The organism is Pseudomonas sp. LAMO17WK12:I5 (assembly GCF_900215165.1).
GTDB classification, from domain to species: Bacteria; Pseudomonadota; Gammaproteobacteria; order Pseudomonadales; family Pseudomonadaceae; genus Aquipseudomonas; species Aquipseudomonas putida_A.
Map to the genome: position 1 here is coordinate 29,879 of NZ_OBDS01000005.1, position 24,290 is coordinate 54,168.

Consider the following 24,290-nt stretch of genomic DNA (forward strand, 5'->3'; position numbering starts at 1 on the left):
CAGGGCAAACCGTGTTTTCAGCGGAAAAACAGCTCACATCTGATCATGAGAGAAACTCGTGATCATCAAGATTAAAATGAGTTTGTCTCACTAGAGGCTGATCCTGACAATGGCCGCCATCAACAAGACATTGGAGTTGTTTGTCATGGCACTGGCCCATTCCCTCGGATTTCCGCGCATTGGTCGCGACCGCGAACTGAAAAAAGCGCAAGAGGCGTTCTGGAAAGGAGAACTGAACGAGGCCGGCCTGCGTGAAGTGGGTCGTGAATTACGCAAGGCCCACTGGGACTTGCAGAAGAACGCCGGCATCGAGCTGCTGCCGGTGGGCGATTTCGCCTGGTACGACCAGGTCCTGACCCACTCGCTGATGTTCGGCGTGATTCCCGAGCGTTTCCGTCCACATGACGGCAAAGCCAGCCTGCAGACCCTGTTCAGCATGGCCCGTGGCGTCAGCGACAGTTGCTGTGGCGGTGCGCATGCGCAGGAAATGACCAAGTGGTTCGACACCAACTACCACTACCTGGTCCCGGAATTCAGCGTTGATCAGCAGTTCCAGCTCGGCTGGGAACAGTTGTTCGAAGAAGTCGAAGAAGCCCGCGCACTGGGGCATAACGTCAAACCGGTGATCATCGGCCCCCTGACTTATCTGTGGCTGGGCAAGGCCAAAGGTGCCGAGTTCGACAAGCTGGAATTGCTTGATCGCCTGCTGCCGCTGTACGGGCAGATCTTCGCCCGGCTGGCCGCACTCGGTGTGGAATGGGTGCAGATCGACGAGCCGATTCTGGTGCTCGACTTGCCGCAGGAGTGGAAGAATGCTTTCGAGCGTGCCTACAACCAGATCAAGCGTGATCCGCTGAAGAAACTGCTCGCCACTTACTTCGGTGGTCTGGAAGAAAACCTCGGGCTGGCCGCCAATCTGCCAGTCGATGGTCTGCACATCGATCTGGTGCGCGCAGCGGAACAGTACCCGACCATCCTTGATCGCCTGCCGGCCTACAAAGTGCTGTCGCTGGGTGTGGTCAACGGCCGCAATGTCTGGCGCTGCGATCTGGAAAACGCGCTGGCGACTTTGCAGCACGCGCATGAACGTCTGGGGGATCGGCTGTGGGTCGCGCCATCGTGCTCGCTGCTGCACAGCCCGGTGGATCTGAACCGCGAAGACCAACTCGATGCCGAGCTGAAAAGCTGGTTGGCGTTTGCCGTGCAGAAGTGCGAGGAAGTCGCCGTGCTGGCGCAGGCGGTCAACGAGCCGGAAGCGCCGAACGTGCTCCGCGCCTTGACCCAAAGTCGCTCGGTACAGACCAGCCGCGCCGCCTCGCCACGTATTCACAAACCGGCAGTGCAGGCCCGTGTGGCGGCCATTACCGCGCAGGACAGCCAGCGCCAATCGCCGTTTACCCAGCGCATCGCCAAGCAGCGCGCCGGCCTCGATCTGCCGCTGTTCCCGACCACCACTATCGGCTCGTTCCCGCAGACCGCGTCGATCCGTCTGGCGCGTCAGTCATTCAAGCAGGGCAAGTTGAGCGAAGCTGAATACACCGAAGCCATGTACAGCGAAATCCGCCATGCGGTGGAGATCCAGGAGCAACTGGGCCTCGACGTGCTGGTGCACGGTGAAGCCGAGCGCAACGACATGGTCGAGTACTTCGCCGAGCAACTCGATGGCTACGTGTTCACCCGTTTCGGCTGGGTGCAGAGCTACGGTTCGCGTTGTGTGAAACCGGCGGTGATCTTCGGTGATCTGAGTCGTCCGCAAGCCATGACCGTGGACTGGATCCGCTACGCGCAAGGCCTGACCGACAAGGTCATGAAAGGCATGCTGACCGGCCCGGTGACTATGCTGATGTGGTCGTTCCCGCGCGAAGACGTGTCCCGTGAGGTGCAGGCGCGGCAACTGGCGCTGGCGCTCCGTGACGAAGTGGTGGACCTGGAAGCCGCCGGGATCAGGATCGTTCAGATCGACGAAGCCGCATTCCGCGAAGGTCTGCCGCTGCGCCGCGCGCAGTGGCAGCACTATCTGGACTGGGCCACCGAAGTTTTCCGTTTGTGCGCATCGGGTGTGCGTGACGAAACGCAGATCCACACGCATATGTGCTACAGCGAGTTCAACGATGTGATCGAAGCCATCGCGGCGATGGATGCCGACGTGATCACCATCGAAACCTCGCGCTCGGACATGGAGTTGCTCGACGCTTTCGAAGCCTTTGCCTACCCGAACGAGATCGGTCCGGGCGTCTACGACATCCACTCGCCGCGAGTGCCAGATGCCTCGGAAATGGCCAACTTGCTGCGCAAGGCGGCGCAGCGAATTCCGGCCGAGCGGTTGTGGGTCAACCCGGACTGTGGTCTGAAAACCCGTGGCTGGCCGGAGACTGAAGCGGCGTTGGTACACATGGTCACCGCCGCCCGCCAGTTGCGCAAAGAACTGGCCTGAGAAGACAACCCAAAAACCCTGTGGGAGCGGGCTTGCTCGCGAAAGCGGAGTGTCAGTTAAATAATTTTCGACTGACACTCCGCCTTCGCGAGCAAGCCCGCTCCCACATTGGAGTGTGTAGGGTGTCAGTGACGGCTCATCAAACCGTGCAGTACACCGAGGCGCAGCCCCGGTTCCGACGGCGCCATCTGCGAAATCCCGAATGCCTTGAACGCCGCCAGCATCAATACCAAACCGCCGGGCAAAATGCTCTGGCGATGCGGCTGCAAGCCTGCCAGCTTCAATTGCTGAACGTTCTTCACCTTCAGCAGCAACAGCGACAAACGCAACAGTCCGCCATAGGTAATGCCGTCCTGGCCGAAGTCATTGAGCCGATTGGCCTTGAGCACTTTCGCCAGCATCCGCGCCGTGCCCGACGAGCCAATAGTCTGCTGCCAGCCCTGCGCGCGATAGCGGCGGGCGACTTTTTCGAATTGCAGGATCGCCACGCGTTCGGCTTCTTGCAGTGCGCCGGGAGCAATGCGCCCGTCAGGGAAATAGCGTGCGCCCAGGCTGCCGCTGCCGATGGCGATGCTTTCGGTGAGCAGCGGTTGCGACCCCTGGCCGAGAATCAGCTCGGTGGAACCACCACCGATGTCGACCACCAGCCGCATGTCCTCCGCCCCCGGCAGGGTATGAGCGACGCCGGCATACACCAGTTGCGCCTCTTCATGGCCGGAGATGACGTCGATGCGAAAACCCAGATGGCGTTCGGCACTGTGCAGAAACAACTGCGCATTGTCGGCCTCGCGCACCGCGCTGGTCGCCACGGCCCGCACCTTGCCGGCCTCGAAGCCGCGCAGTTTCTTGCCGAACCGCGCCAGCGCCTGCCAGCCACGATCCAGCGCCATTTCGTCCAGTGCACCGCCGTCGAAGCCTTCGGCCAGCCGCACCGGTTCACGCAGGGTTTTGACTTCCTGAATCATGAAGCCTTTTCGACTGCGAACCGACTGGCCGATCATCAGGCGAAACGCATTCGAGCCCAGGTCGATGGCGGCAAACAGCGATGCGTCTTCTTTCATGGGAATCCCTGCGAAACATCCGTCGAATGCTCAAGACGGTTTGCGAGGATTCTGCGATGCGCTTGATGACATCCTGATGACGGGGCAGGGGCGGTTCAGTGAATTGTTGGCTGTCATGACACTGTCATTATCCGGCGACTATCCTGACCCCAACACATCGCGTGTTCTTAAAGTTTTTGCTGCCTCTTTGGGCAGCTTTTTTTTGCCCGCGATTTGGCAAGCCGTGCGCAAGGTTTGCAATCGTGAGCGTCCCTTGGCTAATATACGATCCATATACACTTCGTATCGGATTTGGATATGGGCATCGTAAAGATTTCAGAAGACATGCACGAGAACCTGCGCATCTCCAGCACCGCGCTCAGCCGCTCGATCAACGCGCAGGCCGAGCACTGGATGCGCATCGGCATGCTCGCCGAGCTGCACCCCAACCTCGACCACAGCGCCATTTGCCGCTTGCTGATCCGCGCCGAACAGAACGGCGGGCTGGATCTGCATCAACTGACTCAGGAAGCCGTCAGCGCATGAGAAATCAGATCAAGATCAATACCCCCGAGGAAATCGCGAAGTCGCGCGCGGCGGGCAAACTCGCCGCCGAAGTACTGGCGATGCTGGTGCCGCATGTGAAGGCCGGGGTGACGACAGATGAGCTGGATCGGTTGTGCAACGACTACATCGTCAACGTGCAGAAAGCGATTCCGGCCAACGTCGGTTATCACGGTTTCCCGAAAACCGTCTGCGCCTCGGTCAACGACGTGGTGTGCCACGGCATCCCGTCGGGCACGCCGCTGAAGGATGGCGACATCGTCAACCTCGACATCGCGGTGATCAAGGATGGCTGGTTCGGCGACACCAGCCGCATGTACGTGGTCGGCGAGGCGACGCCTGAAGCACAACACCTGATCAAGACCACCTACGACGCGATGTGTGCGGGCATCCGCATGGTGCGTCCGGGCGCGACGCTGGGTGACATCGGCCATGCGATCCAGAGCCTGGCGGAGAAAGAAGGTTTCAGTGTGGTGCGTGAATACTGCGGGCATGGCATTGGCAAGGTGTATCACGATGAACCGCAGATCCTGCATTACGGTTTTCCCAATCAGGGCATGAAGCTCAAGGCGGGGATGATCTTCACCGTCGAGCCGATGCTCAATGCCGGCAAGCGCCATGTGAAGAACATGCCGGACGGCTGGACGGTGCTGACCAAGGATGGCTCGCTGTCGGCGCAGTGGGAGCATATGGTCGCGGTGACCGAAACCGGCTTCGAAATTCTCACGGCGTGGCCGGACGCAGTGGAAGGTTTCACCCCGATCGCCTGAACACCACCAGACCCCTGTGGGAGCGGGCTTGCTCGCGAATGCGGTGTGTCAATCAACATAAACAGTGACTGACACGTCGCCTTCGCGAGCAAGCCCGCTCCCACAGGGGGATTTGCGGTGCTGCCGAGATCCTCAGTGAGAACCGGCCGCTTTGTTGAGGTCGCTTTCAGCCCATTCGGTGTAGACGCAGGCGTCCGCCGTCGCCCAGCGCACTCGCACCGAATCGCCAGCCTTGAGCGGCATGCCCGCCGCCGACAGCGCTTTCACCGTCATTGAAGTACCGCCCGAAGTGACCACGCTGCACGTCTGGCTTTCGCCGAGAAACAGCACCTCCACGACCTTGGCCGACACTTCATTCCAACCAGCGGCCAACGGCCCATCGCTCGCCTGCTGCACGCTCAGCGCCACAGCTTTTTCCGGCCGCACCATCAGCAGCACATCCTGCTCGGTGTGCAAGCCAGCAGTCAGGCGAATCGACAACGACTGCCCCTCGAAACTCGCCGCCGCGTTGCCTTGGGCCTTGAGCTTGAGGAAGTTCGAGTTGCCGAGGAACGACGCGACAAACGCATTCGGCGGATTCTGATAAAGGTCATAACCGCTGCCCAAACCAACAATCTTGCCGTGACTGAAAATCGCGATGCGCTGCGACAGGCGCATGGCTTCTTCCTGATCGTGGGTCACGTAGACGATGGTGATGCCCAGGCGTCGATGCAGCTGGCGCAGTTCATCCTGCAAGTCTTCACGCAGTTTTTTATCCAGCGCACCGAGCGGTTCGTCCATCAGCAGAATGCGTGGCTCGTAGACCAGCGCCCGGGCGATGGCGACGCGTTGCTGTTGCCCGCCAGAGAGTTGCGAAGGGCGGCGATGGGCGAATTGTTCGAGCTGCACCAGTTTCAACATCGCATCGACACGCTTGTCACGTTCGGCGGCGGCGAGTTTGCGGATCGCCAGCGGAAAGGCGATGTTGTCGCGCACCGACAGATGCGGGAACAGCGAATAGCGCTGGAACACCATGCCAATGTCGCGCTTGTGCGGCGGCACGTTGACCAGCGACTGACCGTTGACCAGGATCTCGCCGCAGCTCGGGGTTTCGAACCCGGCGAGCATCGACAGCGTGGTGCTTTTGCCCGAGCCGCTGGAGCCGAGGAAGGTCAGGAACTCGCCGTCCTTGATGTCCAGCGAGATGTTGTCGACGGCGGCAAAGTCACCGTAGTGCTTGTTCAGATTGCGCAGGCTGACCAGGGGTTTGTCGTTCTGCTGGGATGCGTCTTTGATCACGGCACTCATGTCGTACTCCTGGGCGCTCAGGCGCTGATTTCGTTGCGCCGGCGCAGCGCGGCGGCGATCACCATGACCAATACCGACAGGCCGATCAGCAGCGTCGAAGCGACGGCGATCACCGGGGTCAGGTCCTGGCGCAAAGTGGTCCACATTTTCACGGGAAGGGTTTGCAGGGTCGGGCTGGCCATCATCACGCTGAGCACCACTTCGTCCCACGAAACCAGAAAGGCGAAGAGGGCGCCGGCAACCATACCCGGACGGATCGCCGGGAACGTCACCTTGAACACCGCTTGCAGGCGTGAGGCGCCGCAGATCACCGCCGCGTCTTCAATCGACTGATCGAACAGCTTCAGCGAGTTGATGATCGAGATGATGGTGAACGGCAGCGCGACGATCACATGGCTGACCACAAACGCAAACATGGTCCCGGTGTAACCGAGCTTGAGAAACAGCGCGTACACCGCCACGGCGATGATCACCAGCGGCACGATCATCGGCAGGGTGAACAGGCCGTAGAGCATTTCCCGACCGGGGAAGCGCCCGCGCACCAGAGCAAACGCGGTTGGCAGACCGAGGGCCACGGCGCAAATCGTGGTCAGCACGGCAACCTTGAGGCTGGCCGCCGCAGCGTTCATCCAGTCGGCGTTGGAGAAGAACTGGCCGTACCATTTCAGCGTCCAGCCCGGCGGTGGGAACACCAGCCACTGCGACGAGCCGAACGACAGCAGGACGATGAACACGATCGGCAACAGCAGGAACAAACCGATCAGTCCGGTGGTTGCATACAAGCCGAAACGCATCCGCCGGCTCATGGCATTGGGAGTCAGGAGCATCTCGGCTTACCTCGCGTTGCTGGCGCCAACCGGGGATTCCGGCTGAAGCTTCAGGTAGAAGTAGAACAGCACCAGGGTGATCGCGATCAGCAACGCGGCGCCGGCACTGGCCAGGCCCCAGTTGAGGAACGATTGCACCTGCTGAATGATGAACTCCGGCAGCATCATGTTCTGCGCCCCACCCAGCAGCGCCGGGGTGACGTAGTACCCGAGCGACATCACGAACACCATCAAACCACCGGAGGCCAGACCCGGCCGGCACAGCGGCAGGAACACCCGGAAGAAGTTGGTCCACGGGCTGGCGCCGCAGATCGAGCCGGCCTGCAGGATCATCGGGTCGATGGCCTGCATGGTCGCCTGCAACGGCAGCACGATGAACGGGATCATGATGTAGCTCATGCCGATCACCACGCCGGTCAGGTTGTGCACCATTTCCAGCGGCTGATCGATGATGCCCAGCGCCATCAGCGCCTTGTTGATCACCCCCGAAGCTTGCAGCAGCACCAGCCACGAATAGGTGCGGGCGAGCAGGCTGGTCCACATCGATAGCAGCACGATATTGAGGATCCAGCGGCCCCAGCCGCGCGGCACCAACGTGATCGCCCAAGCCAGCGGAAAGCCCAGCAACAGGCTGAAAATCGTCACCAGCCCGGCCACCGAGAAGGTGTTGAGCAGCACCCGCGCATACGCCGAGTTGGCGAACAGTTGTTCATAGTTGCCAAGGCCCGGGGTCGGTTCGAGCACGCCGCGCAACAGCAGGCCAATCAACGGCGCGAGAAAGAACAGGCCGAGGAACAGCAGTGCCGGGACCAGGTTGCCGGCACCTTTCCAGCGTTGTCTGAAGGTGTGGGTCGAGCCGGTAGCGCCGGTGGCGCTCCCGGTCACCGTTGCAGGACGAGGCGCAGCAGCCGCCATTTTCATTTGACCAGCCATTCGTTCCACCGTGTCGCGATGGCTTGACCGTTCTTGGCCCAGTACGCGAAATCAAGAGTGATCTGATCCTTGGCGTAAGCCGTCGGCAGGTTCGGGGCCAGCACCGAGTCCAGGCGCGCCACGCTGTCGACGTTGACCGGGGCGTAGGCGGTCAGGTTGGAGAAGTCGGCCTGGCCTTTGGCACTGCTGGCGTTGGCCAGAAACTTCATCGCCGCGTCCTTGTTTTTCGAACCCTTTGGAATCACCAGAATGTCGGCCATGACCAGGTTCTGTTTCCAGCTCACACCGACGGGTGCGCCATCTTCTTGCAGGGCATGAATCCGGCCGTTCCAGAACTGGCCCATGCTCGCTTCACCGGAGGCCAGCAGTTGTTGCGACTGCGCGCCGCCGCCCCACCAGACGATGTCTTTCTTGATGGTGTCGAGTTTCTTGAAGGCGCGATCCAGATCCAGCGGGTAGAGCTTGTCAGGCGCTACGCCGTCGGCCAGCAGCGCCAGTTCGAGCACGCCGGGGCTGGGCCATTTGTACAGGGCGCGTTTGCCGGGGTAGGTCTTGGTGTCGAACAGGGCGCTCCAGTCTTGCGGCTTGTTGGCGCCGAGCTTGCCCTCGTTGTAGCCGAGAACGAAGGAGAAGAAGAACGAGCCGACGCCGTGATCGCTGACGAAGCGCGGGTCGATCTTGTCGCGCTGGATGACTTTGAAATCGAGGGGTTCGAGCAGGCCCTCGGAAGCGGCGCGCAGGGCAAAGTCGGCTTCGACATCGACCACGTCCCATTGCACGTTGCCGCTCTCGACCATGGCCTTGAGTTTGCCGTAGTCGGTCGGGCCGTCCTGCACCACGGTGATGCCGCTGGCCTTGCTGAACGGATCGGCCCAGGCCTGTTTCTGCGCATCCTGGGTGCTACCGCCCCAGCTGACGAAGTTCACGCTTTCGGCGGCCATTGCAGCCTGGCCGGTCACGCTCAGCAGTCCCGCAAAAAGGATTGCGGTTGCAGCTTTGTTCAACACCATTTTTACGCCCTCATTGTTGTGTTTTTGAGCGGGCTTGCGTTGTTGCCCGCCTGTCGGGAGCAGTAGCCGGACGGTTTTTCAGGTCGCTCGGTCTATGGAATATCATATTATGGTATTCCAAACTTTGTGCAAGCACTTTGCCTTACCGGTTATCTGGCGCCACTCCTTTTTTGTAGTTCGAGGAAATCGGCCTGAAACGCAAAACCCATTGTGGGAGCGGGCTTGCTCGCGAATGCGTTGGGTCATTCAACATTGATGTCGACTGATACGCCGCCTTCGGGAGCAAGCCCCCTCCCACAGTGGAACGTGGTTTTACCCGGGGTTATTCGCTGAAGGGGATGCTCTCGACCACTTCCAGGTCATACCCGGTCAACCCTGCATACTTCAGCGGCGGACCCAAGTGGCGCAGCTTGCCCACCCCCAGGTTCTGCAGAATCTGCGCCCCGGTACCCACCTCCGAATAAATCCGTGATTGCGAGCGGCTGAACTGCCGCGGCGGCTGGGTCAGTTGCGGCACGCGCTCGAGCAGCGCCTGCGACGATTCATGATTGGCCAACACCACCACAACCCCATGACCTTCCGCCGCGACCCGTTGCAACGCCGCCCACAGCGTCCAGTTGCTTGGCCCGCTGTACTCGGCGCCGACCAGATCACGCAGCGGATCAATCACATGCACACGCACCAGCGTCGGCTCTTCGCGACGCAGATCGCCCATCACCATCGCCATGTGCACGCCACCCTCGATGCGGTCTTCAAAGGTGATCAGACGAAAAGTGCCGTGCACCGTCGGCAACTCACGCTCGCCAATGCGTTCGATGGTGTGCTCGGTGCTCAGGCGATAGTGGATCAGGTCGGCGATGGTGCCGATTCTGATCCCGTGCTTGCGCGCGAACACTTCCAGATCCGGGCGGCGGGCCATGGTGCCGTCGTCGTTCATCACCTCGACGATCACCGAGGCTGGGGTGAAACCGGCGAGGCGGGCGAGGTCGCAGCCGGCTTCGGTGTGGCCGGCGCGGGTCAGCACGCCGCCTTCCTTGGCGCGCAGCGGGAAGATGTGCCCAGGCTGCACCAAGTCTTCGGCGCGGGCGTCTTTGGCCACAGCGGCCGCGACCGTGCGGGCGCGGTCAGCTGCAGAAATGCCAGTGGTGACCCCGACCGCCGCTTCAATCGACACGGTAAACGCGGTACTGAACACGCTGCCGTTGCTCGGCACCATTTGCTCAAGGCCCAGGCGCTGGCAGTGCTCGTCAGTCAGTGTCAGGCAAATCAGCCCGCGCGCCTCACGCGCCATGAAGCTGATCGCCTCGGGTGTGCAGCAGTCGGCGGCCAGCAGCAGGTCGCCCTCGTTTTCTCGGTCTTCGTCATCGACCAGCAGGACCATTTTGCCGAGGCGATAATCTTCGAGGATTTCTTCGATGCTGTTGAAGGCCATGCTGGACTCTCAGGGTTGGTTGCAAATAATATTGGTATACCATAATACAAATTCAACAAAGAGGTCACTATGAAGGCGTACTGGATTGCCCACGTGGATGTCGACGATGCCGAGCACTACAGCCAATACACCCAGCGCGCACCGGCAGCCTTCGCCGCGTTCGGCGCGAAATTTCTGGCCCGGGGCGGACGCAGCGAAGCGCTCGAGGGCAGAGCTACTCCTCAGCGTAGCGTGGTGATCGAGTTCGAGAGCTATGAGAAGGCCGTGGGGTGCTACCACTCGGCGACGTATCAGGAGGCGAAACGTTATCGCGAGGAATGGGCGAGGGCGGAGATCGTCATCGTAGAAGGCATCGCTCCACTTTAAGCAACACCGCTAAACACTGTGGGAGCGAGCCTGCTCGCGAAAGCGGTCGTTCATTCAACATTTCTATCGACTGACACACCGCCTTCGCGAGCAAGCCCGCTCCCACAGGGGGGGCGGTGATTTTTAGCGGATAAAGTGGATCTTCCCGCTGTCATCATTGCCCATGTAGATCCCATACACCCCGGCCTGACGCTCCTCGATGTAACGCTCGAGAATTTGCCGGATCGCCGGGTAATAGATCTGCTCCCACGGGATGTCTTCGGGGGCGAAGAACTTGTAGTCCATGGTCTCAGGGCCGAACTGCCCGGTGATCTCCAGCGCGATCGCGCGGAAGATGATGTACACCTCGCTGATCTTCGGCACGCTGAAGATCGAATACGGCGAGACGATTTCCGCGCGCACGCCGCTTTCTTCCCAGACTTCGCGCAGCGCCGCCTGCTCGGTGGTCTCGCCGCTTTCCATGAAGCCGGCCGGCAGCGTCCAGGTGCCCGGGCGCGGGGGGATCGCCCGTTGGCACAAGAGGTATTTGCCGTCCTGCTCGATGATGCAGCCGGCGATGATTTTCGGATTGACGTAGTGGATGTAGCCGCAACCGCGGCACATCAGGCGCTCGTGCGTATCGCCCGGCGGTACCTGCTGACCGAGGTCAGGGCCACCGCATTTCGGGCAAAAGCTCGGGCTGAACATGTCAGTGACCTATACGCGGTTCTTTCAGCGCGATCGGCAGGGTGATGTTCGGCGTGGCGCCGGTCTCTTCCTGCTTGCGCTTGAGGTAGTCGAGGGCCACGGCGGCGGCCGCGCGTACGTGATCGACGCAGGCCTGATGCGCCGCCAGTGGATCGCCGCTCTTGATCGCCTCGACCATTTTCTCCATCTCGTGGTTACTGGCGCCGCGCCGGTTTTCCTGGGACACCGAGGTCGCCCGCAAGTAGCTGATGCGTGCCTGCAACTGGCGGAGCTGCGTGGCCGCGACATGGTTGCCCGAGCCTTCGAGCAGCACGTCGTAGAAGCCCTGCACCGAGTCGATCACCTGTTGCAGCTCGCCGTCCTTGAGCGCCTTGCGGTTCTCGTCGAGGGCTTTTTCCAGGGCCTTGATGTCCTTGGCCTTGGCACGCAGGGTGAACAGCTGGACGATCAGACCTTCGAGCACGCAGCGCAGCTCGTAGATGTCGACTGCATCGGCGAGAGTAATGATCGCCACCCGTGGGCCTTTGGCATCGGCGAACTCGACCAGCCCCTCGGACTCCAGGTGACGCAAGGCTTCGCGCACCGATGTGCGGCTGACACCGAGGCGATCGCACAGATCGCGTTCGACCAGACGATCACCGGGCATGAGCTGGAAATTCATGATCGCGCTACGCAGTTTATCCAGCACGATTTCGCGCAGGGTAACGGGGTTGCGATTGACCTTGAAGCTGTCGTCGAGTGGCTGGCGTTTCATGGGGTCCGCTCTTTAAGTTGGCTGTCCATGCCAGACGGGCATCTAAACAGCCGAGGGGTTAACTGGAGGCCTCGGCGTCGGCTTCGGCGAAGGCTTCACGGGCGAGCCGGAAACTGTCCACGGCTGCCGGGACGCCGCAATAAATACCGACCTGAAGCAGAATTTCGCGTATTTGCTCACGACTCAGGCCGTTACGCAAGGCGCCGCGCACATGCAGCTTGAGTTCGTGCGGGCGGTTGAGCGCCGAGATCATCGCCAGGTTGATCATGCTGCGCTCCTTGAGCGACAAACCCTCGCGCCCCCAGACATGGCCCCAGCAGTATTCGGTGACCATTTCCTGCAGCGGGCGGGTGAAGTCGTCGGCGTTCTCAATCGAGCGCTGCACATAGGCTTCGCCCAGCACCTGGGTGCGGATCTTCAGGCCTTTTTCGTACTTTTCGTTACTCATCATTCCTCCTGTCACCCTGTTTCCCCTGTGGGAGCGGGTGTGTTAATCAGGCCAGGGTTGGCAACGGCCCGAGCTTGCCCTTGTGATAAATCATCGGTGTCACCGGTTGCTCGGGCAGGATCAGGTTCTTCACCGCGCCGACAATGATCGCGTGATCACCACCGTCGTATTCACGCCACAACTCGCACTCGATGATCGCCGTGGCCTTGGCGAGGATCGGGTTACCGAGTTCGCTCAAATGCCACTCGATGTGCTTGGCCTTGTCCTTGCCTTTACCGGCGAAGGCGTAGGCCTCGGCGGTCTGGTCGGCGGACAGCAAATGGATCGCGAACTTCTTGCTGTCGCGCAGCACCGGGTAGGTGTCGGAAGCGTAGTTGGGGCAGAACAGCACCAGCGCCGGATCAATCGACAGCGCACTGAAGGCGCTGGCGGTGATGCCGACGATGGCGCCCTCCGGGTCGAGGGTGGTGACCACCGTGACCCCGGAAGGAAACGAGCTCATGACGTCTTTGTAAATGCCGGGTTCGATCATGTCGCAGGACTCCTAGCGCATCACAAACGGATCAGGCATCGGCGCCTGAGAGAGATTGATCCACACCGTTTTCAGTTCGGTGTAGGCCAGCACCGAATCGATGCCGCTTTCGCGTCCATAGCCACTGTTCTTGAAGCCGCCGATCGGCGCCATCGCCGACACCGCACGGTAGGTATTTACCCAGATGATTCCCGAACGCACATCCCGCGCCAGACGATGGGCGCGGCCCAGGTCGCGAGTCCAGATGCCGGCGGCGAGGCCGAATTGCGAGTCGTTGGCGATTGCCAGCGCCTCGGCTTCGTCTTTGAAGCGAATCACCGATGCCACCGGGCCGAAGACTTCTTCCTGCATGATCTTCATCGAGTTGCGGTCGCACTCGAACAGCGTCGGCTCGTAGAACCAGCCGTCACCCAGATCGGTGGGGCGCTTGCCGCCGGTGCGCAACCGCGCGCCTTCAGCAAGGGCGTCAGCCACCAGATCTTCGACCACCGCCAGTTGCTGCGCGGTGGCCATCGGGCCCATTTCGCTGTGGTCTTCCTGCGGGTTGCCGATGCGGATGCGCTGGGCGCGATCGACCAGGCGGTTGACGAACTCGTCGTAGATTTCGTCCTGCACCAACAAACGTGAGCCGGACACGCAGCTCTGGCCCGAGGCCGCATAGATCCCGGCAATCGCGCCGTTGATCGCGCTGTCCAGATCGGCGTCGGCGAAGATGATGTTCGGCGATTTGCCGCCGAGTTCCAGCGACAGCTTGGCGAAGTTCTCGGCGCTGCTGCGCACCACATGCCGGGCCGTGGCCGCGCCGCCGGTGAAGGCGATCTTGCGGATCAGCGGATGGCGGGTGAGGGCGGCGCCGGTGCTCGGCCCGTAACCGGTGACAACGTTGACCACACCCGGCGGAATCCCGGCTTCGAGGGCCAGACGTGCCAGCTCAAGGATGGTCGCCGAGGCGTGCTCGGACGGTTTGATCACGATGGTGTTGCCGGCGGCGAGGGCCGGGGCCAGTTTGATCGCGGTCAGGTACAGCGGGCTGTTCCACGGAATGATCGCGGCAACCACACCCATCGCTTCGTGCACGGTGTAGGCAAACAGGTCGGGCTTGTCCAGCGGCAGGGTGCCGCCTTCGAGCTTGTCGGCGAGGCCTGCGGTGTAGTGGAAGAACTCCGGCAGATAGCCGACCTGACCACGGGTTTCGCGGATCAGCTTGCCGTTGTCGCGACTTTCCAGCTGCGCCAGTTGTTCCTTGTTTTCTGCGATCAGGTCACCGAGACGCCGCAGCAGTTTGCCGCGTGCGGTGGCGGTCAGGCCGCGCCAGGCCGGGCTGTCGAAGGCAGTCTGCGCCGCTTGCACGGCGCGTTCGACGTCGGCTTCATCGGCATCGGGCAGTTCGGCCCAGGCTTGCGCGCTGGCCGGGTTGAGGCTTTCGAAGGTCTTGCCGGAGAGGGCATCGACCCATTCTCCGCCGATGCACATCTGGAAGCGTGCGAGTGTCATGCAACGATCCCCTTTATAGGGTTTTGTCGGGAGTGTGCGTATTCGAGGAATTCCAGCAGCGTCTGATTGACCAGCCGCGGCGACTCTACCGGCATCATATGCCGTTGCTCGGGCAGCACCGCAACCTTCGCGCCGGGGATGCGCCGTGCCAGTTGCTCGGCCATTTCCGGGGTCGAACCGGGGTCGAGTTCGCCAGTGGCGATCAGCGTCGGCGCCTGAATGCTGCCCAAGTCGTCGGCGCGGTACATGTCCTGAGTGGCGAACAGTTCGTAAGTGGTCAGGTAACCCTGCGGGTCATTGCCGGCCAGGGTCTGACGAATGGCCGCGATCTGCGCCGGGTTGGCCGCCTGATATTCGCGGCTGAACCAGCGTGACAGCGCCGCTTCGGCGTTGGCATCCGGGCCGTGCTCGGCCGCCTGCGCAGTGCGCGCGATGACGCCGGCACGCTGCTCTTCGCTGCGGTTGAACACGCTGTTCAGTACCACCAGGCTTTGCAGGCGCTCGGGGTAGTGCAGGGCAAACGCCCGCGCCACCAGACCGCCCATGGAGAAACCGATCACCGCTGCCTGAGGCAGATTCAGGTGATCGAGCAGCTCCAGCAACTGATCGGCGTAACCGAGCAGGCCGGTGCCGCTGGCCGGGCGCGGGCTGGCGCCGTGGCCGAGCATGTCGTAGGCGATCACCTGGTACTGGGCAGACAGGCCAACGATCTGGCCGCCCCACATTTCTTTGTTCAGGCCCACGCCGTGGATCAAGACCACGGGCTGGCCTTGGCCGGTCGCCAGGTAACTGGTGCCAGCCGGGGTGAGTTCAGCGGTGAGCCGAATCATGGAGCGCTCCTGCAATGCCTTTTTATTGTGATTACTGGGCTTTTTCGGCGGCCAGTTCTTCCAGATCGATGTAGCGGTTGCCGATGCGCGGGTGCAGGCGGCCACCGTCGGCGCAACCGAGCACCACGACGATTTCGTCGGCACGCGGCGCGTCTTCGATCTGCATTTCCAGGGTGATGTAGTGCGAACGCAGGCCTTCGTCATCCTTGTGCATCATCGGGATCTGAATCGAAGTGCCCGGGCCGCCGCGCTTGTTGGTGAAGCTCAGGTAGCTCTTGGCCTTGACCGCCTCGCGGTAGTGATTGCCGAAGCGCAGGGTGTGGATCACCGCGGAGGCGTGTTCGATCTCGCCGTCGGCGCCGACCACTGCCGCTTTGCCGTACGCCTCGATCTTTTCGGCGCCGCCGATGATGCCCACCAGACGCTCGACCATCATTGCGCCGAGGTCGGAGCAGTTGGCGCGGATTTGCGGTTTGAGATCCTCGACGAAGCCGTTGCCGACCCACGGGTTCTTCATCACCACGGCCAGCCCGACCATGATCACTGGCTTGTCAGTGACCTTGCCGCCTTCGATGAAGGTTTCTTCGACATAGCTGACGATCTTGCGAATTTCGAAACTCATGAGCTGCTCCGTAGGGGGATTGAGAGTGTCTGTGCGTCTGATGGTATACCATAATACCGATCGTGCAAGTCCCCCCACGCAAGATTTGCCGGATCCATCCGGCGAATGGCGGTGTATTCATCTGCCACCACAATTCCCCCAAACACCACTAACCCTTGTGGGAGCGAGCCTGCTCGCGAATGCGGTGGGTCAGCCGATGAAGATGGCGACTGCAAGGGCATCTTCGCGAGCAGGCTCGCTCCCACAGGGAAATTCATTCGTTACAGGGGCCGCTTTCGGTTAACAAAAGATAACGTGGCGCCGATTGTCAGACGTTTCCAAAGCCCGATAGGATGAGCCAGCTTCCCAAGGCGCTCTGGACTGCGGGTTTCACGGCTATGCTTGTGACCTGTCAGTTACCACGAGCACCCTTGCGGCGCCCTAAGGCCCAATGGCCTAACAATAATAAATAGGGGAAGGTCTATGAGTCGTTGCCGCCCGCCGGCGTTTCGCAACACCGCGTTGCTGGCCACAGCCCTCACACTGCTGGGCTGTGCTGCCTTGTCGGCACCCGTGCTGGCCGCCGAAGCGCCCGCCGACGGGGTGTATTCCACCGAATCGGCCAAAGCCGCCAAAAGCCTGATACTCGATGTAGTCCACGCCGGCACCCGGTTGGTGGCGGTGGGTGATCGCGGGCACATTCTCTATTCCGATGACCAGGGCAAGACCTGGACCCAGGCCAAGGTGCCGACCCGGCAACTGCTGACGGCGGTGTATTTCGTCGACGACAAGCACGGCTGGGCGGTCGGTCACGACGCGCAGATTCTCGCCAGCGAAGACGGCGGCCTGACCTGGAGCAAACAGTTCGAAGACCTCAAGCGCGAAGCACCGCTGCTCGACGTCTGGTTCCAGGACGTTAATCACGGTGTTGCGGTCGGTGCTTACGGTGCGCTGCTGGAAACCACCGACGGCGGCAAGAACTGGCAAGACGTCAGCGACCGCCTCGACAATCAGGATCAGTTCCACCTCAACGCCATCGCCGCCGTCAAGGACGCCGGGCTGTTCATCGTCGGCGAGCAGGGCAGCATGTTCCGCTCCCCGGACTGGGGCCAGACCTGGGAGAAAATCCAGGGCCCGTATCAAGGCTCGCTGTTCGGCGTGATCGGCACCGCGCAGGCGCAGACTCTGTTGGCCTACGGCCTGCGCGGCAACCTCTACCGCTCCAGCGATTTCGGCAGCACCTGGCAGCAGGTCGAACTCAAGGCCGCGCGCGGTGCGCTGGAGTTCGGTCTGTCCGGCGCCACGCTGCTCGCCGACGGCTCGATTGTGATCGTCGGCAACGGCGGCTCGGTGATCAGCAGCAGCGACAACGGCGAAACCTTCAGCGTGTTCAACCGCCCGGACCGCATCTCGCTGTCCTCGGTCACTGCGGCCGGCGACGGTAATCTGATTCTGACCGGGCAGGGCGGCGTGCACACCACGCAGCCCAACGGCGCCGAAATCAATAATAAGAAGGCGGGGCTATGACTTCCTTGATCACTCCTCAGCAGGACAAAGCGACGCTCCTCGAACGTCTGATTTTCAACAACCGCCCGGCCGTGATCCTGATCTGCCTGGTGGTCAGCATCTTCCTGTTCTGGCAGGCCACGCTGATCCGGCCGTCCACCAGTTTCGAAAAAATGATCCCGCTCAAGCATCCGTTCATCGAGAAGATGATGGAGCACCGCAACGATCTGGCGAACCTGGGCAACACCGTACGGATTTCGGTGGAAGCCAAGGACGGCGACATCTTCTCTAGGGAGTACATGGAGACGCTGCGGCAGATCAACGACGAGGTGTTCTACATCTCCGGCGTCGACCGCTCCGGCCTCAAGTCGCTGTGGAGTCCGAGCGTACGCTGGACCGAAGTGACCGAGGAAGGTTTTGCCGGCGGTGAAGTGATTCCGCAGAGCTACGACGGTTCGCCGGACAGCCTCGACATGCTGCGCAACAACGTCCTCAAGTCGGGGCAGGTCGGGCGTCTGGTGTCCAATGACTTCAAGTCGAGCATCGTCGACATCCCGCTGCTGGAGTCCTACCCGGACCCGCAGGATCAGGGCAAGCTGCTGGCGCTGGACTACCGCCAGTTCTCCCATGAACTTGAAGACAAGATCCGCAACAAGTTCGAAGCACAGAACCCCAACGTCAAGATCCACATCGTCGGCTTCGCCAAGAAGGTCGGTGACCTGATCGACGGGCTGGTGATGGTGGTGATGTTCTTCGGCATCGCTTTCGTCATCACCCTGATCCTGCTGCTGTGGTTCACCAACTGCCTGCGCAGTACCGTGGCGGTGTTGAGCACCACGCTGGTGGCGGTGGTCTGGCAGCTCGGGCTGATGCACTTCTTCGGTTTCGGGCTGGATCCATACTCGATGCTGGTGCCGTTCCTGATCTTCGCCATCGGCATTTCCCACGGCGTGCAGAAGATCAACGGTATCGCCCTGCAATCGAGTGAAGCGGACAACGCTCTGACCGCGGCGCGGCGTACCTTCCGGCAACTGTTCCTGCCGGGGATGATCGCGATTCTCGCCGACGCCGTCGGCTTCATCACTCTGCTGATCATCGACATCGGCGTGATCCGCGAACTCGCAATTGGCGCCTCCATCGGTGTGGCGGTGATCGTGTTCACCAACCTGATCCTGCTGCCGGTAGCGATTTCCTATGTCGGCATCAGCAAGCGCGCCATCGCCAAGAGCAAGAAGGACGCCAATCGCGAGCATCCGTTCTGGCGCTTCCTGTCGAACTTCGCCAGCCCGAAAGTCGCACCGATCTCCATCGCTTTGGCGCTGATCGCCTTCGGTGGTGGCCTCTGGTACAGCCAGAACCTGAAAATCGGCGACCTCGACCAGGGTGCACCGGAGCTGCGTCCGGACTCGCGCTACAACAGGGACAACAACTTCATCATCAACAACTACTCCACCAGTTCCGACGTGCTGGTGGTGATGGTCAAGACCGCCACCGAAGGCTGCTCGCGCTACGAAGCCATGGCGCCGATCGACGAACTGATGTGGAAGATGCAGAACACCGAGGGCGTGCAGTCGGCAATCTCGCTGGTGACCGTGTCCAAGCAGATGATCAAGGGCATGAACGAGGGCAACCTGAAATGGGAAACCCTGTCGCGCAATCCGGATGTGCTGAACAACTCGATCGCCCGCGCCGACGGCCTGTACAACAACAGCTGTTCGCTGGCGCCGGTGTTGATCTTCCTCAACGACCACAAGGCCGAAACCCTCGACCGCGCGGTACACGCGGTGCAGGAGTTCGCCAAGGCCAACAATAAGGACGGTCTGGAGTTCATCCTCGCCGCCGGTAACGCCGGGATCGAAGCGGCCACCAACGAAGTGATCAAACAGGCCGAGCTGACCATCCTGATCCTGGTGTACATCTGCGTCGCGGTGATGTGCATGATCACCTTCCGGTCATGGGCGGCGACCCTGTGCATCGTCCTGCCGCTGGTGCTGACCTCGGTGCTGGGCAACGCGCTGATGGCGTTCATGGGCATCGGTGTCAAAGTCGCGACCTTGCCGGTGGTGGCGCTGGGCGTGGGGATCGGCGTGGACTACGGCATCTACATCTACAGCCGACTGGAAAGTTTCCTGCGCGCCGGGCTGCCGTTGCAGGAAGCCTATTACCAGACCCTGAAATCCACCGGCAAAGCGGTGCTGTTCACCGGTCTGTGCCTGGCCATCGGCGTGTGCACCTGGATCTTCTCGGCGATCAAGTTCCAGGCCGACATGGGCCTGATGCTGACCTTCATGCTGCTGTGGAACATGTTCGGTGCGCTGTGGCTGCTGCCGGCGCTGGCGAAGTTCCTGATCAAACCGGAAAAGCTGGCGGGGCAGAAGGGCAACTCGCTGTTTGCTCACTGATCCGGATGCCTGAAACGACGAAGCCGCAACCTTGGGGTTGCGGCTTTTTCATGCCTTGAACTTCACGCTGAACCCCTGTGGGAGCGGGCTTGCTCGCGAATGCGGTGTGTCAGATAAGTTTGTGCCGACTGACACACCGCATTCGCGAGCAAGCCCGCTCCCACAGGGGATTTGTGGTGTGTCAGGAGAGCTCGGTGCCTAGCACAACACTCAGCGCACTGCGCGCATCATCCAGCTGCACCAGCGTTGCATGCCTTGCACCCAGCGCATCACGGTTCTCGATCGCCGTAAGAATCGCCTTGTGCCTCGGCAGCGCCAGTTCATGCAGATTCGGGCGCTGGTTGGAATGCTTCAACGCCTCGGCAATCGCCACTGAAAGCATGTTGCACAGGTTCGCCAGCAGATCGTTATGGGTCGCGTCAGCGATGCGGCTGTGGAAGTCCAGGTCCGGTTGCAGCAAGGCTTCCGGCGTCGGCGCTGATTCCATGCGTTGATAGGCCTCGCCGATGGCGGCGATGTCGGCCTCGGTCGCATGCTGGGCGGCGAGGGCGGCAGCGGCCGGTTCGATGATGCTGCGCACACTGGTCAGCACATTGAAGAATTCATTCTGCGGACTGCTTTGCATCAGCCAGTGCAGCACATCCGGGTCGAGCATGTGCCACTCGCGACGGGCCTTGACCACCGTGCCGACGCGCGGTTTGGAGTACACCAGCCCCTTGGCCACCAGCACTCGCGTGGCTTCGCGCAACACCGGGCGACTGACCGCATATTCCTCGCACAACAGCGCTTCGGCGGGCAGTTTGTCGTCGGGCAAAAAACGTCCGGAGACGATCTGCATGCCCAGTTCCTGGACAATGCGCGAGTGCATGCTTTTACGGTCGGAAGGTTTGCGGTAATCCATGGGGAACGGCGCGATCCTGAGCGATGGAGATGCCGCGCATCATAGCAGGCGTGCGGCGATCTTGAGGCCGATGCATAGCAAATGTAGGAGTGAGCCTGCTCGCGATGGCGGTGTGTCAGTCAGCATGTGTAACAACTGGCGGACCTTTATCGCGAGCAGGCTCACTCCTACAGTAGATCTGCGGGGTTAGTGAGAATGGCGCGGGACTTCCGCCCCTCGGCAACCCACCAGGAAGTCGAAATCACAGCCCTGATCCGCCTGCAGCACATGGTCGATGTACAGCTGACGATAGCCGCCGACCAGTAGCTGCTGCGGTGGCTGCAGATCCGCCATGCGCGCCGCCAGTTCGGCATCCGGAATATCCAGATGCAACCGCCCGCTGGCGCAATCCAGCTCGATCCAGTCGCCTTCCTGCACCACCGCCAACGGCCCGCCGGCCGCCGCTTCCGGGGCGACATGCAACACCACCGTGCCATACGCGGTGCCGCTCATTCGCGCATCAGAAATGCGCACCATATCGGTCACGCCCTGAGCCAGCAGCTTGGCCGGCAAGCCCATGTTGCCGACCTCGGCCATGCCCGGATAACCCTTCGGCCCGCAGTTTTTCATCACCAGAATCGAATCTTTATCGACATCCAGTTCCGGATCATTGATCCGCGCCTTGTACATGTCGAAGTTCTCGAACACCACCGCACGACCGCGATGCTGCATCAGCTCAGGCGTAGCGGCGGACGGCTTGAGCACCGCACCCAGCGGTGCCAGATTACCGCGCAGCACACAGATACCGCCGTCAGCGCGGATCGGATTGTCGAGGGTGCGGATCACTTCGTCCTCGCCGTAGATCGGCGCGTCCTTGGTGTTCTCGCCCAGCGTCTTGCCGTTGACCGTCAGCGCATTCGGATTGGGGATCAGATTGGCCTCGCCGAGACGACGCAGCACCGCCGGCAAGCCACCGGCGTAGTAAAACTCTTCCATCAGGAAACGCCCGGACGGTTGCAGATCGACGATGGTCGGCATGCCGCGCCCGATGCGGGTCCAGTCGTCCAGATCCAGCTCGACGCCGATGCGACCGGCGATGGCTTTCAAGTGGATCACCGCGTTGGTCGAACCGCCAATAGCCGCGTTGACCCGAATGGCGTTTTCAAAAGCTTCCTTGGTCAGGATCTTCGACAGGCGCAAGTCTTCGCGCACCATCTCCACCGCGCGCATGCCGGACATGTGCGCCAGCACATAACGCCGTGCATCCACCGCCGGAATCGCTGCGTTGTGCGGCAGGGACGTGCCCAGTGCTTCGGCCATGCAGGCCATGGTCGACGCGGTGCCCATAGTGTTACAGGTGCCCGCCGAGCGTGACATGCCGCCCTCGGCCGCGAGGAAGTCGTCAATGGTGATAGTGCCGGCCTTGACCTGCTCGCTGAGCTGCCAGACCACCGTGCCGGAGCCGATGTCTTTACCCTTGTGCTTGCCGTTGAGCATCGGCCCGCCGGTGACGACGATCGCCGGCACATCGCAACTGGCCGCGCCCATCAGCAGCGCCGGGGTGGTCTTGTCGCAGCCGGTCAACAGCACAACGCCGTCAATCGGGTTGCCGCGAATCGCTTCTTCGACGTCCATGCTTGCCAGGTTGCGGGTGAGCATGGCGGTGGGGCGCAAGTTTGACTCGCCATTGGAGAACACCGGGAATTCCACCGGAAAGCCGCCAGCCTCGATCACCCCGCGTTTGACGTGCTCCGCAATCTGGCGGAAATGCGCGTTGCACGGGGTCAGTTCCGACCAGGTGTTGCAGATGCCGATGATCGGCTTGCCATGAAACTGGTGGTCGGCGATGCCCTGATTCTTCATCCAGCTGCGGTACATGAAGCCGTTCTTGTCGGCAGTGCCAAACCATTGGGCCGAGCGCAGGGTGGGTTTCTTCTCAGACATGATCGATTCTCTTATTGTAAGACTATTGTTTGCGAGTCACGGCTAAACATAAGCGCAAAATCGACGGTTTGGAAGTGTTGTTGGGTAATTAGTATTACTATATAGTCGTTTTCGACGGAGGGATTGGCCCTGGCGGTGTTCCGCGAGAGGCGTCCCCCGAGGTTCTATAAAAACAACAATCGGAGACCGACCCCATGAGCCAGGAACTGCGGCTGATCCGCCGCATCACGCTGAAACTGATTCCCTTCCTGATCCTGCTGTACCTGATTGCCTATGTGGATCGCTCCGCCGTCGGCTTCGCCAAGCTGCACATGGGCGCCGACATCGGCATCGGTGATGCGGCCTACGGTCTCGGTGCCGGGCTGTTTTTCATCGGCTACTTTCTTCTCGAAATCCCCAGCAACCTGATGCTTGAGCGCTTCGGTGCGCGGCGCTGGTTCGCGCGGATCATGATCACCTGGGGCGCGATCACCATCGGCATGGCGTTCGTCCAGGGGCCGCACAGTTTCTACGTGATGCGCTTTCTGCTCGGCGCGGCGGAGGCGGGGTTCTTCCCTGGCGTTCTCTACTACATCACCCAATGGTTCCCGGTGCGCCATCGCGGCAAGATCCTCGGCCTGTTCATCCTCTCCCAGCCGATCGCGATGATGATCACCGGCCCGGTGTCCGGCGGCTTGTTGGGCATGGACGGCATCCTCGGCCTGCACGGCTGGCAGTGGCTGTTCATCGTCATCGGCACCCCGGCGATCCTGCTGACCTGGCCAGTCCTGCGCTGGCTGCCCGATGGCCCGCAAAACGTGAAGTGGATGGATCAGGCCGAGAAAGACTGGCTGACCGGCGAACTGAAAAAGGATTTGCAGGAATACGGCCAGACCCGTCACGGCAACCCGCTGCATGCACTCAAGGACAAACGCGTGCTGCTGCTGGCGCTGTTCTACCTGCCGGTGACCCTGAGTATTTATGGCCTCGGCCTGTGGCTGCCGACGCTGATCAAACAGTTCGGTGGCAGCGATCTGGTGACCGGTTTTGTCTCGGCGGTGCCGTACATCTTTGGCATCGTCGGTCTGCTGATCGTGCCGCGCAGCTCCGACCGCATGAATGATCGCTACGGCCATCTGGCGGTGCTCTATGTACTGGGTGCGCTGGGCCTGTTCTTCAGCGCGTGGCTGACCCTGCCGGTGGCGCAACTGGCGGCGCTGTGCCTGGTGGCGTTCGCGCTGTTTTCCTGCACCGCGGTGTTCTGGACCTTGCCCGGGCGGTTCTTTGCCGGTGCGAGTGCGGCGGCGGGGATCGCGCTGATCAACTCGGTGGGCAACCTCGGTGGCTACATCGGGCCGTTCGTGATCGGCGCGCTGAAGGAGTACACCGGGAATCTGGCTTCGGGGCTGTATTTCCTCAGTGGGGTGATGGTGTTCGGTTTGATTCTTACCGGAATCGTCTACCGCGTGCTTGAGCGCAAACACGTGCTACCGGTCGAGCAGTTCGCCGCCAGTGCACGCGGTGCTACCCGAACCTGATATCAAACGAACCATCACCGCAAACCCTGTGG

General features: G+C 61.4%; 22 protein-coding genes. 7 read left to right on the top strand and 15 right to left on the bottom strand.

Annotated features, from left to right (window positions below):
• The first annotated feature begins 145 nt into the window (after window positions 1-145).
• Window positions 146-2,434, top strand: coding sequence for a 5-methyltetrahydropteroyltriglutamate--homocysteine S-methyltransferase (gene metE / locus CRO59_RS09835; protein ID WP_097087482.1), 2,289 nt, complete (start codon window positions 146-148; stop codon window positions 2,432-2,434).
• A 125-nt stretch (window positions 2,435-2,559) separates the two neighbouring features.
• Here metE and CRO59_RS09840 read toward each other — a convergent pair whose 3' ends face one another.
• Window positions 2,560-3,495, bottom strand: coding sequence for a Ppx/GppA family phosphatase (locus CRO59_RS09840; RefSeq protein WP_097087126.1), 936 nt, complete (start codon window positions 3,493-3,495; stop codon window positions 2,560-2,562).
• Window positions 3,496-3,792: 297 nt separating this feature from the next.
• Between CRO59_RS09840 and CRO59_RS09845 the strand changes: the two genes are divergently transcribed.
• The gene (locus CRO59_RS09845) at window positions 3,793-4,020 is read left to right on the top strand and encodes a ParD-like family protein (protein ID WP_025111624.1); all 228 of its coding nucleotides are present in this window, start codon (window positions 3,793-3,795) and stop codon (window positions 4,018-4,020) included.
• Window positions 4,017-4,808 (top strand): type I methionyl aminopeptidase, encoded by a 792-nt coding sequence (map, locus tag CRO59_RS09850; protein ID WP_097087127.1) that lies wholly within the window; start codon window positions 4,017-4,019, stop codon window positions 4,806-4,808. The genes CRO59_RS09845 and map overlap by 4 nt, the downstream gene beginning before the upstream one ends.
• Window positions 4,809-4,940: 132 nt before the next feature.
• Here map and CRO59_RS09855 read toward each other — a convergent pair whose 3' ends face one another.
• The 5 genes from CRO59_RS09855 to ribBA all read right to left on the bottom strand — a co-directional run bounded on the left by CRO59_RS09855 (window position 4,941) and on the right by ribBA (window position 10,297).
• The gene (locus CRO59_RS09855) at window positions 4,941-6,095 is read right to left on the bottom strand and encodes an ABC transporter ATP-binding protein (RefSeq protein WP_097087129.1); all 1,155 of its coding nucleotides are present in this window, start codon (window positions 6,093-6,095) and stop codon (window positions 4,941-4,943) included.
• Between the two features lie 17 nt (window positions 6,096-6,112).
• Window positions 6,113-6,922: an ABC transporter permease gene (locus CRO59_RS09860; RefSeq protein ID WP_025111627.1), complete on the bottom strand. Its 810-nt coding sequence runs from the start codon at window positions 6,920-6,922 to the stop codon at window positions 6,113-6,115.
• A 6-nt stretch (window positions 6,923-6,928) separates the two neighbouring features.
• Window positions 6,929-7,843, bottom strand: a complete 915-nt coding sequence (locus CRO59_RS09865) for an ABC transporter permease (RefSeq protein ID WP_097087131.1) — start codon at window positions 7,841-7,843, stop codon at window positions 6,929-6,931.
• On the bottom strand, window positions 7,840-8,865 hold the full coding sequence (locus CRO59_RS09870) for an ABC transporter substrate-binding protein (RefSeq protein ID WP_097087132.1): 1,026 nt from the start codon (window positions 8,863-8,865) through the stop codon (window positions 7,840-7,842). Before CRO59_RS09870 ends, CRO59_RS09865 begins: the two co-directional genes overlap by 4 nt.
• Window positions 8,866-9,187: 322 nt before the next feature.
• Entirely contained in the window at window positions 9,188-10,297 is a 1,110-nt protein-coding gene (gene ribBA / locus CRO59_RS09875; RefSeq protein ID WP_041062555.1) for a bifunctional 3,4-dihydroxy-2-butanone-4-phosphate synthase/GTP cyclohydrolase II, read from the bottom strand.
• Window positions 10,298-10,366: 69 nt separating this feature from the next.
• Between ribBA and CRO59_RS09880 the strand changes: the two genes are divergently transcribed.
• On the top strand, window positions 10,367-10,663 hold the full coding sequence (locus CRO59_RS09880; protein ID WP_097087134.1) for a DUF1330 domain-containing protein: 297 nt from the start codon (window positions 10,367-10,369) through the stop codon (window positions 10,661-10,663).
• Between the two features lie 123 nt (window positions 10,664-10,786).
• On the opposite strand, the gene CRO59_RS09885 is transcribed toward CRO59_RS09880, so the two are convergent.
• From CRO59_RS09885 to CRO59_RS09915, 7 genes are read right to left on the bottom strand one after another with little or no spacing between them, the layout of a single operon-like run.
• Window positions 10,787-11,350, bottom strand: a complete 564-nt coding sequence (locus CRO59_RS09885) for an NUDIX hydrolase (RefSeq protein ID WP_095136393.1) — start codon at window positions 11,348-11,350, stop codon at window positions 10,787-10,789.
• 1 nt (window position 11,351) lies between these two features.
• On the bottom strand, window positions 11,352-12,104 hold the full coding sequence (locus CRO59_RS09890) for a GntR family transcriptional regulator (protein WP_007968636.1): 753 nt from the start codon (window positions 12,102-12,104) through the stop codon (window positions 11,352-11,354).
• Between the two features lie 58 nt (window positions 12,105-12,162).
• On the bottom strand, window positions 12,163-12,552 hold the full coding sequence (locus CRO59_RS09895; RefSeq protein ID WP_007968634.1) for a carboxymuconolactone decarboxylase family protein: 390 nt from the start codon (window positions 12,550-12,552) through the stop codon (window positions 12,163-12,165).
• Window positions 12,553-12,598: 46 nt separating this feature from the next.
• Window positions 12,599-13,084 (bottom strand): flavin reductase family protein, encoded by a 486-nt coding sequence (locus CRO59_RS09900; protein ID WP_003225715.1) that lies wholly within the window; start codon window positions 13,082-13,084, stop codon window positions 12,599-12,601.
• Window positions 13,085-13,096: 12 nt separating this feature from the next.
• On the bottom strand, window positions 13,097-14,578 hold the full coding sequence (locus CRO59_RS09905) for an aldehyde dehydrogenase (RefSeq protein WP_097087136.1): 1,482 nt from the start codon (window positions 14,576-14,578) through the stop codon (window positions 13,097-13,099).
• A complete protein-coding gene (locus CRO59_RS09910; RefSeq protein ID WP_096797226.1) occupies window positions 14,575-15,408 on the bottom strand; it encodes an alpha/beta fold hydrolase in 834 nt (277 codons plus the stop codon). The genes CRO59_RS09905 and CRO59_RS09910 overlap by 4 nt, the downstream gene beginning before the upstream one ends.
• 31 nt (window positions 15,409-15,439) lie before the next feature.
• Window positions 15,440-16,030 carry an amino acid synthesis family protein gene (locus CRO59_RS09915; protein ID WP_097087137.1) on the bottom strand — a complete coding sequence of 197 codons (591 nt, stop codon included), beginning with the start codon at window positions 16,028-16,030 and terminating at the stop codon, window positions 15,440-15,442.
• Between the two features lie 462 nt (window positions 16,031-16,492).
• On the opposite strand from CRO59_RS09915, the gene CRO59_RS09920 reads away from it, so the two are divergent.
• Together CRO59_RS09920 and CRO59_RS09925 are read left to right on the top strand one after the other, a co-directional pair.
• Complete coding sequence (locus tag CRO59_RS09920) at window positions 16,493-17,536, top strand: YCF48-related protein (RefSeq protein ID WP_027613078.1); 1,044 nt, start codon at window positions 16,493-16,495, stop codon at window positions 17,534-17,536.
• The gene (locus CRO59_RS09925; RefSeq protein WP_097087139.1) at window positions 17,533-19,917 is read left to right on the top strand and encodes an RND family transporter; all 2,385 of its coding nucleotides are present in this window, start codon (window positions 17,533-17,535) and stop codon (window positions 19,915-19,917) included. The genes CRO59_RS09920 and CRO59_RS09925 overlap by 4 nt, the downstream gene beginning before the upstream one ends.
• A 181-nt stretch (window positions 19,918-20,098) precedes the next feature.
• On the opposite strand, the gene CRO59_RS09930 is transcribed toward CRO59_RS09925, so the two are convergent.
• Together CRO59_RS09930 and CRO59_RS09935 are read right to left on the bottom strand one after the other, a co-directional pair.
• Window positions 20,099-20,818, bottom strand: coding sequence for a FadR/GntR family transcriptional regulator (locus CRO59_RS09930; protein WP_027613080.1), 720 nt, complete (start codon window positions 20,816-20,818; stop codon window positions 20,099-20,101).
• A 186-nt stretch (window positions 20,819-21,004) separates the two neighbouring features.
• Window positions 21,005-22,741 carry an IlvD/Edd family dehydratase gene (locus CRO59_RS09935; protein WP_097087141.1) on the bottom strand — a complete coding sequence of 579 codons (1,737 nt, stop codon included), beginning with the start codon at window positions 22,739-22,741 and terminating at the stop codon, window positions 21,005-21,007.
• A 194-nt stretch (window positions 22,742-22,935) separates the two neighbouring features.
• On the opposite strand from CRO59_RS09935, the gene CRO59_RS09940 reads away from it, so the two are divergent.
• Window positions 22,936-24,258, top strand: coding sequence for an MFS transporter (locus tag CRO59_RS09940; RefSeq protein ID WP_097087143.1), 1,323 nt, complete (start codon window positions 22,936-22,938; stop codon window positions 24,256-24,258).
• The last annotated feature ends 32 nt before the right edge of the window (window positions 24,259-24,290 follow it).

Coding starts and splice junctions, on each gene's coding strand:
- metE (WP_097087482.1), top strand. CDS start 146: ATGGCACTGGCCCATTCCCTCGGATTTCCGCGCATTGGTCGCGACCGC.
- CRO59_RS09840 (WP_097087126.1), bottom strand. CDS start 3,495: ATGAAAGAAGACGCATCGCTGTTTGCCGCCATCGACCTGGGCTCGAAT.
- CRO59_RS09845 (WP_025111624.1), top strand. CDS start 3,793: ATGGGCATCGTAAAGATTTCAGAAGACATGCACGAGAACCTGCGCATC.
- map (WP_097087127.1), top strand. CDS start 4,017: ATGAGAAATCAGATCAAGATCAATACCCCCGAGGAAATCGCGAAGTCG.
- CRO59_RS09855 (WP_097087129.1), bottom strand. CDS start 6,095: ATGAGTGCCGTGATCAAAGACGCATCCCAGCAGAACGACAAACCCCTG.
- CRO59_RS09860 (WP_025111627.1), bottom strand. CDS start 6,922: ATGCTCCTGACTCCCAATGCCATGAGCCGGCGGATGCGTTTCGGCTTG.
- CRO59_RS09865 (WP_097087131.1), bottom strand. CDS start 7,843: ATGAAAATGGCGGCTGCTGCGCCTCGTCCTGCAACGGTGACCGGGAGC.
- CRO59_RS09870 (WP_097087132.1), bottom strand. CDS start 8,865: ATGGTGTTGAACAAAGCTGCAACCGCAATCCTTTTTGCGGGACTGCTG.
- ribBA (WP_041062555.1), bottom strand. CDS start 10,297: ATGGCCTTCAACAGCATCGAAGAAATCCTCGAAGATTATCGCCTCGGC.
- CRO59_RS09880 (WP_097087134.1), top strand. CDS start 10,367: ATGAAGGCGTACTGGATTGCCCACGTGGATGTCGACGATGCCGAGCAC.
- CRO59_RS09885 (WP_095136393.1), bottom strand. CDS start 11,350: ATGTTCAGCCCGAGCTTTTGCCCGAAATGCGGTGGCCCTGACCTCGGT.
- CRO59_RS09890 (WP_007968636.1), bottom strand. CDS start 12,104: ATGAAACGCCAGCCACTCGACGACAGCTTCAAGGTCAATCGCAACCCC.
- CRO59_RS09895 (WP_007968634.1), bottom strand. CDS start 12,552: ATGAGTAACGAAAAGTACGAAAAAGGCCTGAAGATCCGCACCCAGGTG.
- CRO59_RS09900 (WP_003225715.1), bottom strand. CDS start 13,084: ATGATCGAACCCGGCATTTACAAAGACGTCATGAGCTCGTTTCCTTCC.
- CRO59_RS09905 (WP_097087136.1), bottom strand. CDS start 14,578: ATGACACTCGCACGCTTCCAGATGTGCATCGGCGGAGAATGGGTCGAT.
- CRO59_RS09910 (WP_096797226.1), bottom strand. CDS start 15,408: ATGATTCGGCTCACCGCTGAACTCACCCCGGCTGGCACCAGTTACCTG.
- CRO59_RS09915 (WP_097087137.1), bottom strand. CDS start 16,030: ATGAGTTTCGAAATTCGCAAGATCGTCAGCTATGTCGAAGAAACCTTC.
- CRO59_RS09920 (WP_027613078.1), top strand. CDS start 16,493: ATGAGTCGTTGCCGCCCGCCGGCGTTTCGCAACACCGCGTTGCTGGCC.
- CRO59_RS09925 (WP_097087139.1), top strand. CDS start 17,533: ATGACTTCCTTGATCACTCCTCAGCAGGACAAAGCGACGCTCCTCGAA.
- CRO59_RS09930 (WP_027613080.1), bottom strand. CDS start 20,818: ATGGATTACCGCAAACCTTCCGACCGTAAAAGCATGCACTCGCGCATT.
- CRO59_RS09935 (WP_097087141.1), bottom strand. CDS start 22,741: ATGTCTGAGAAGAAACCCACCCTGCGCTCGGCCCAATGGTTTGGCACT.
- CRO59_RS09940 (WP_097087143.1), top strand. CDS start 22,936: ATGAGCCAGGAACTGCGGCTGATCCGCCGCATCACGCTGAAACTGATT.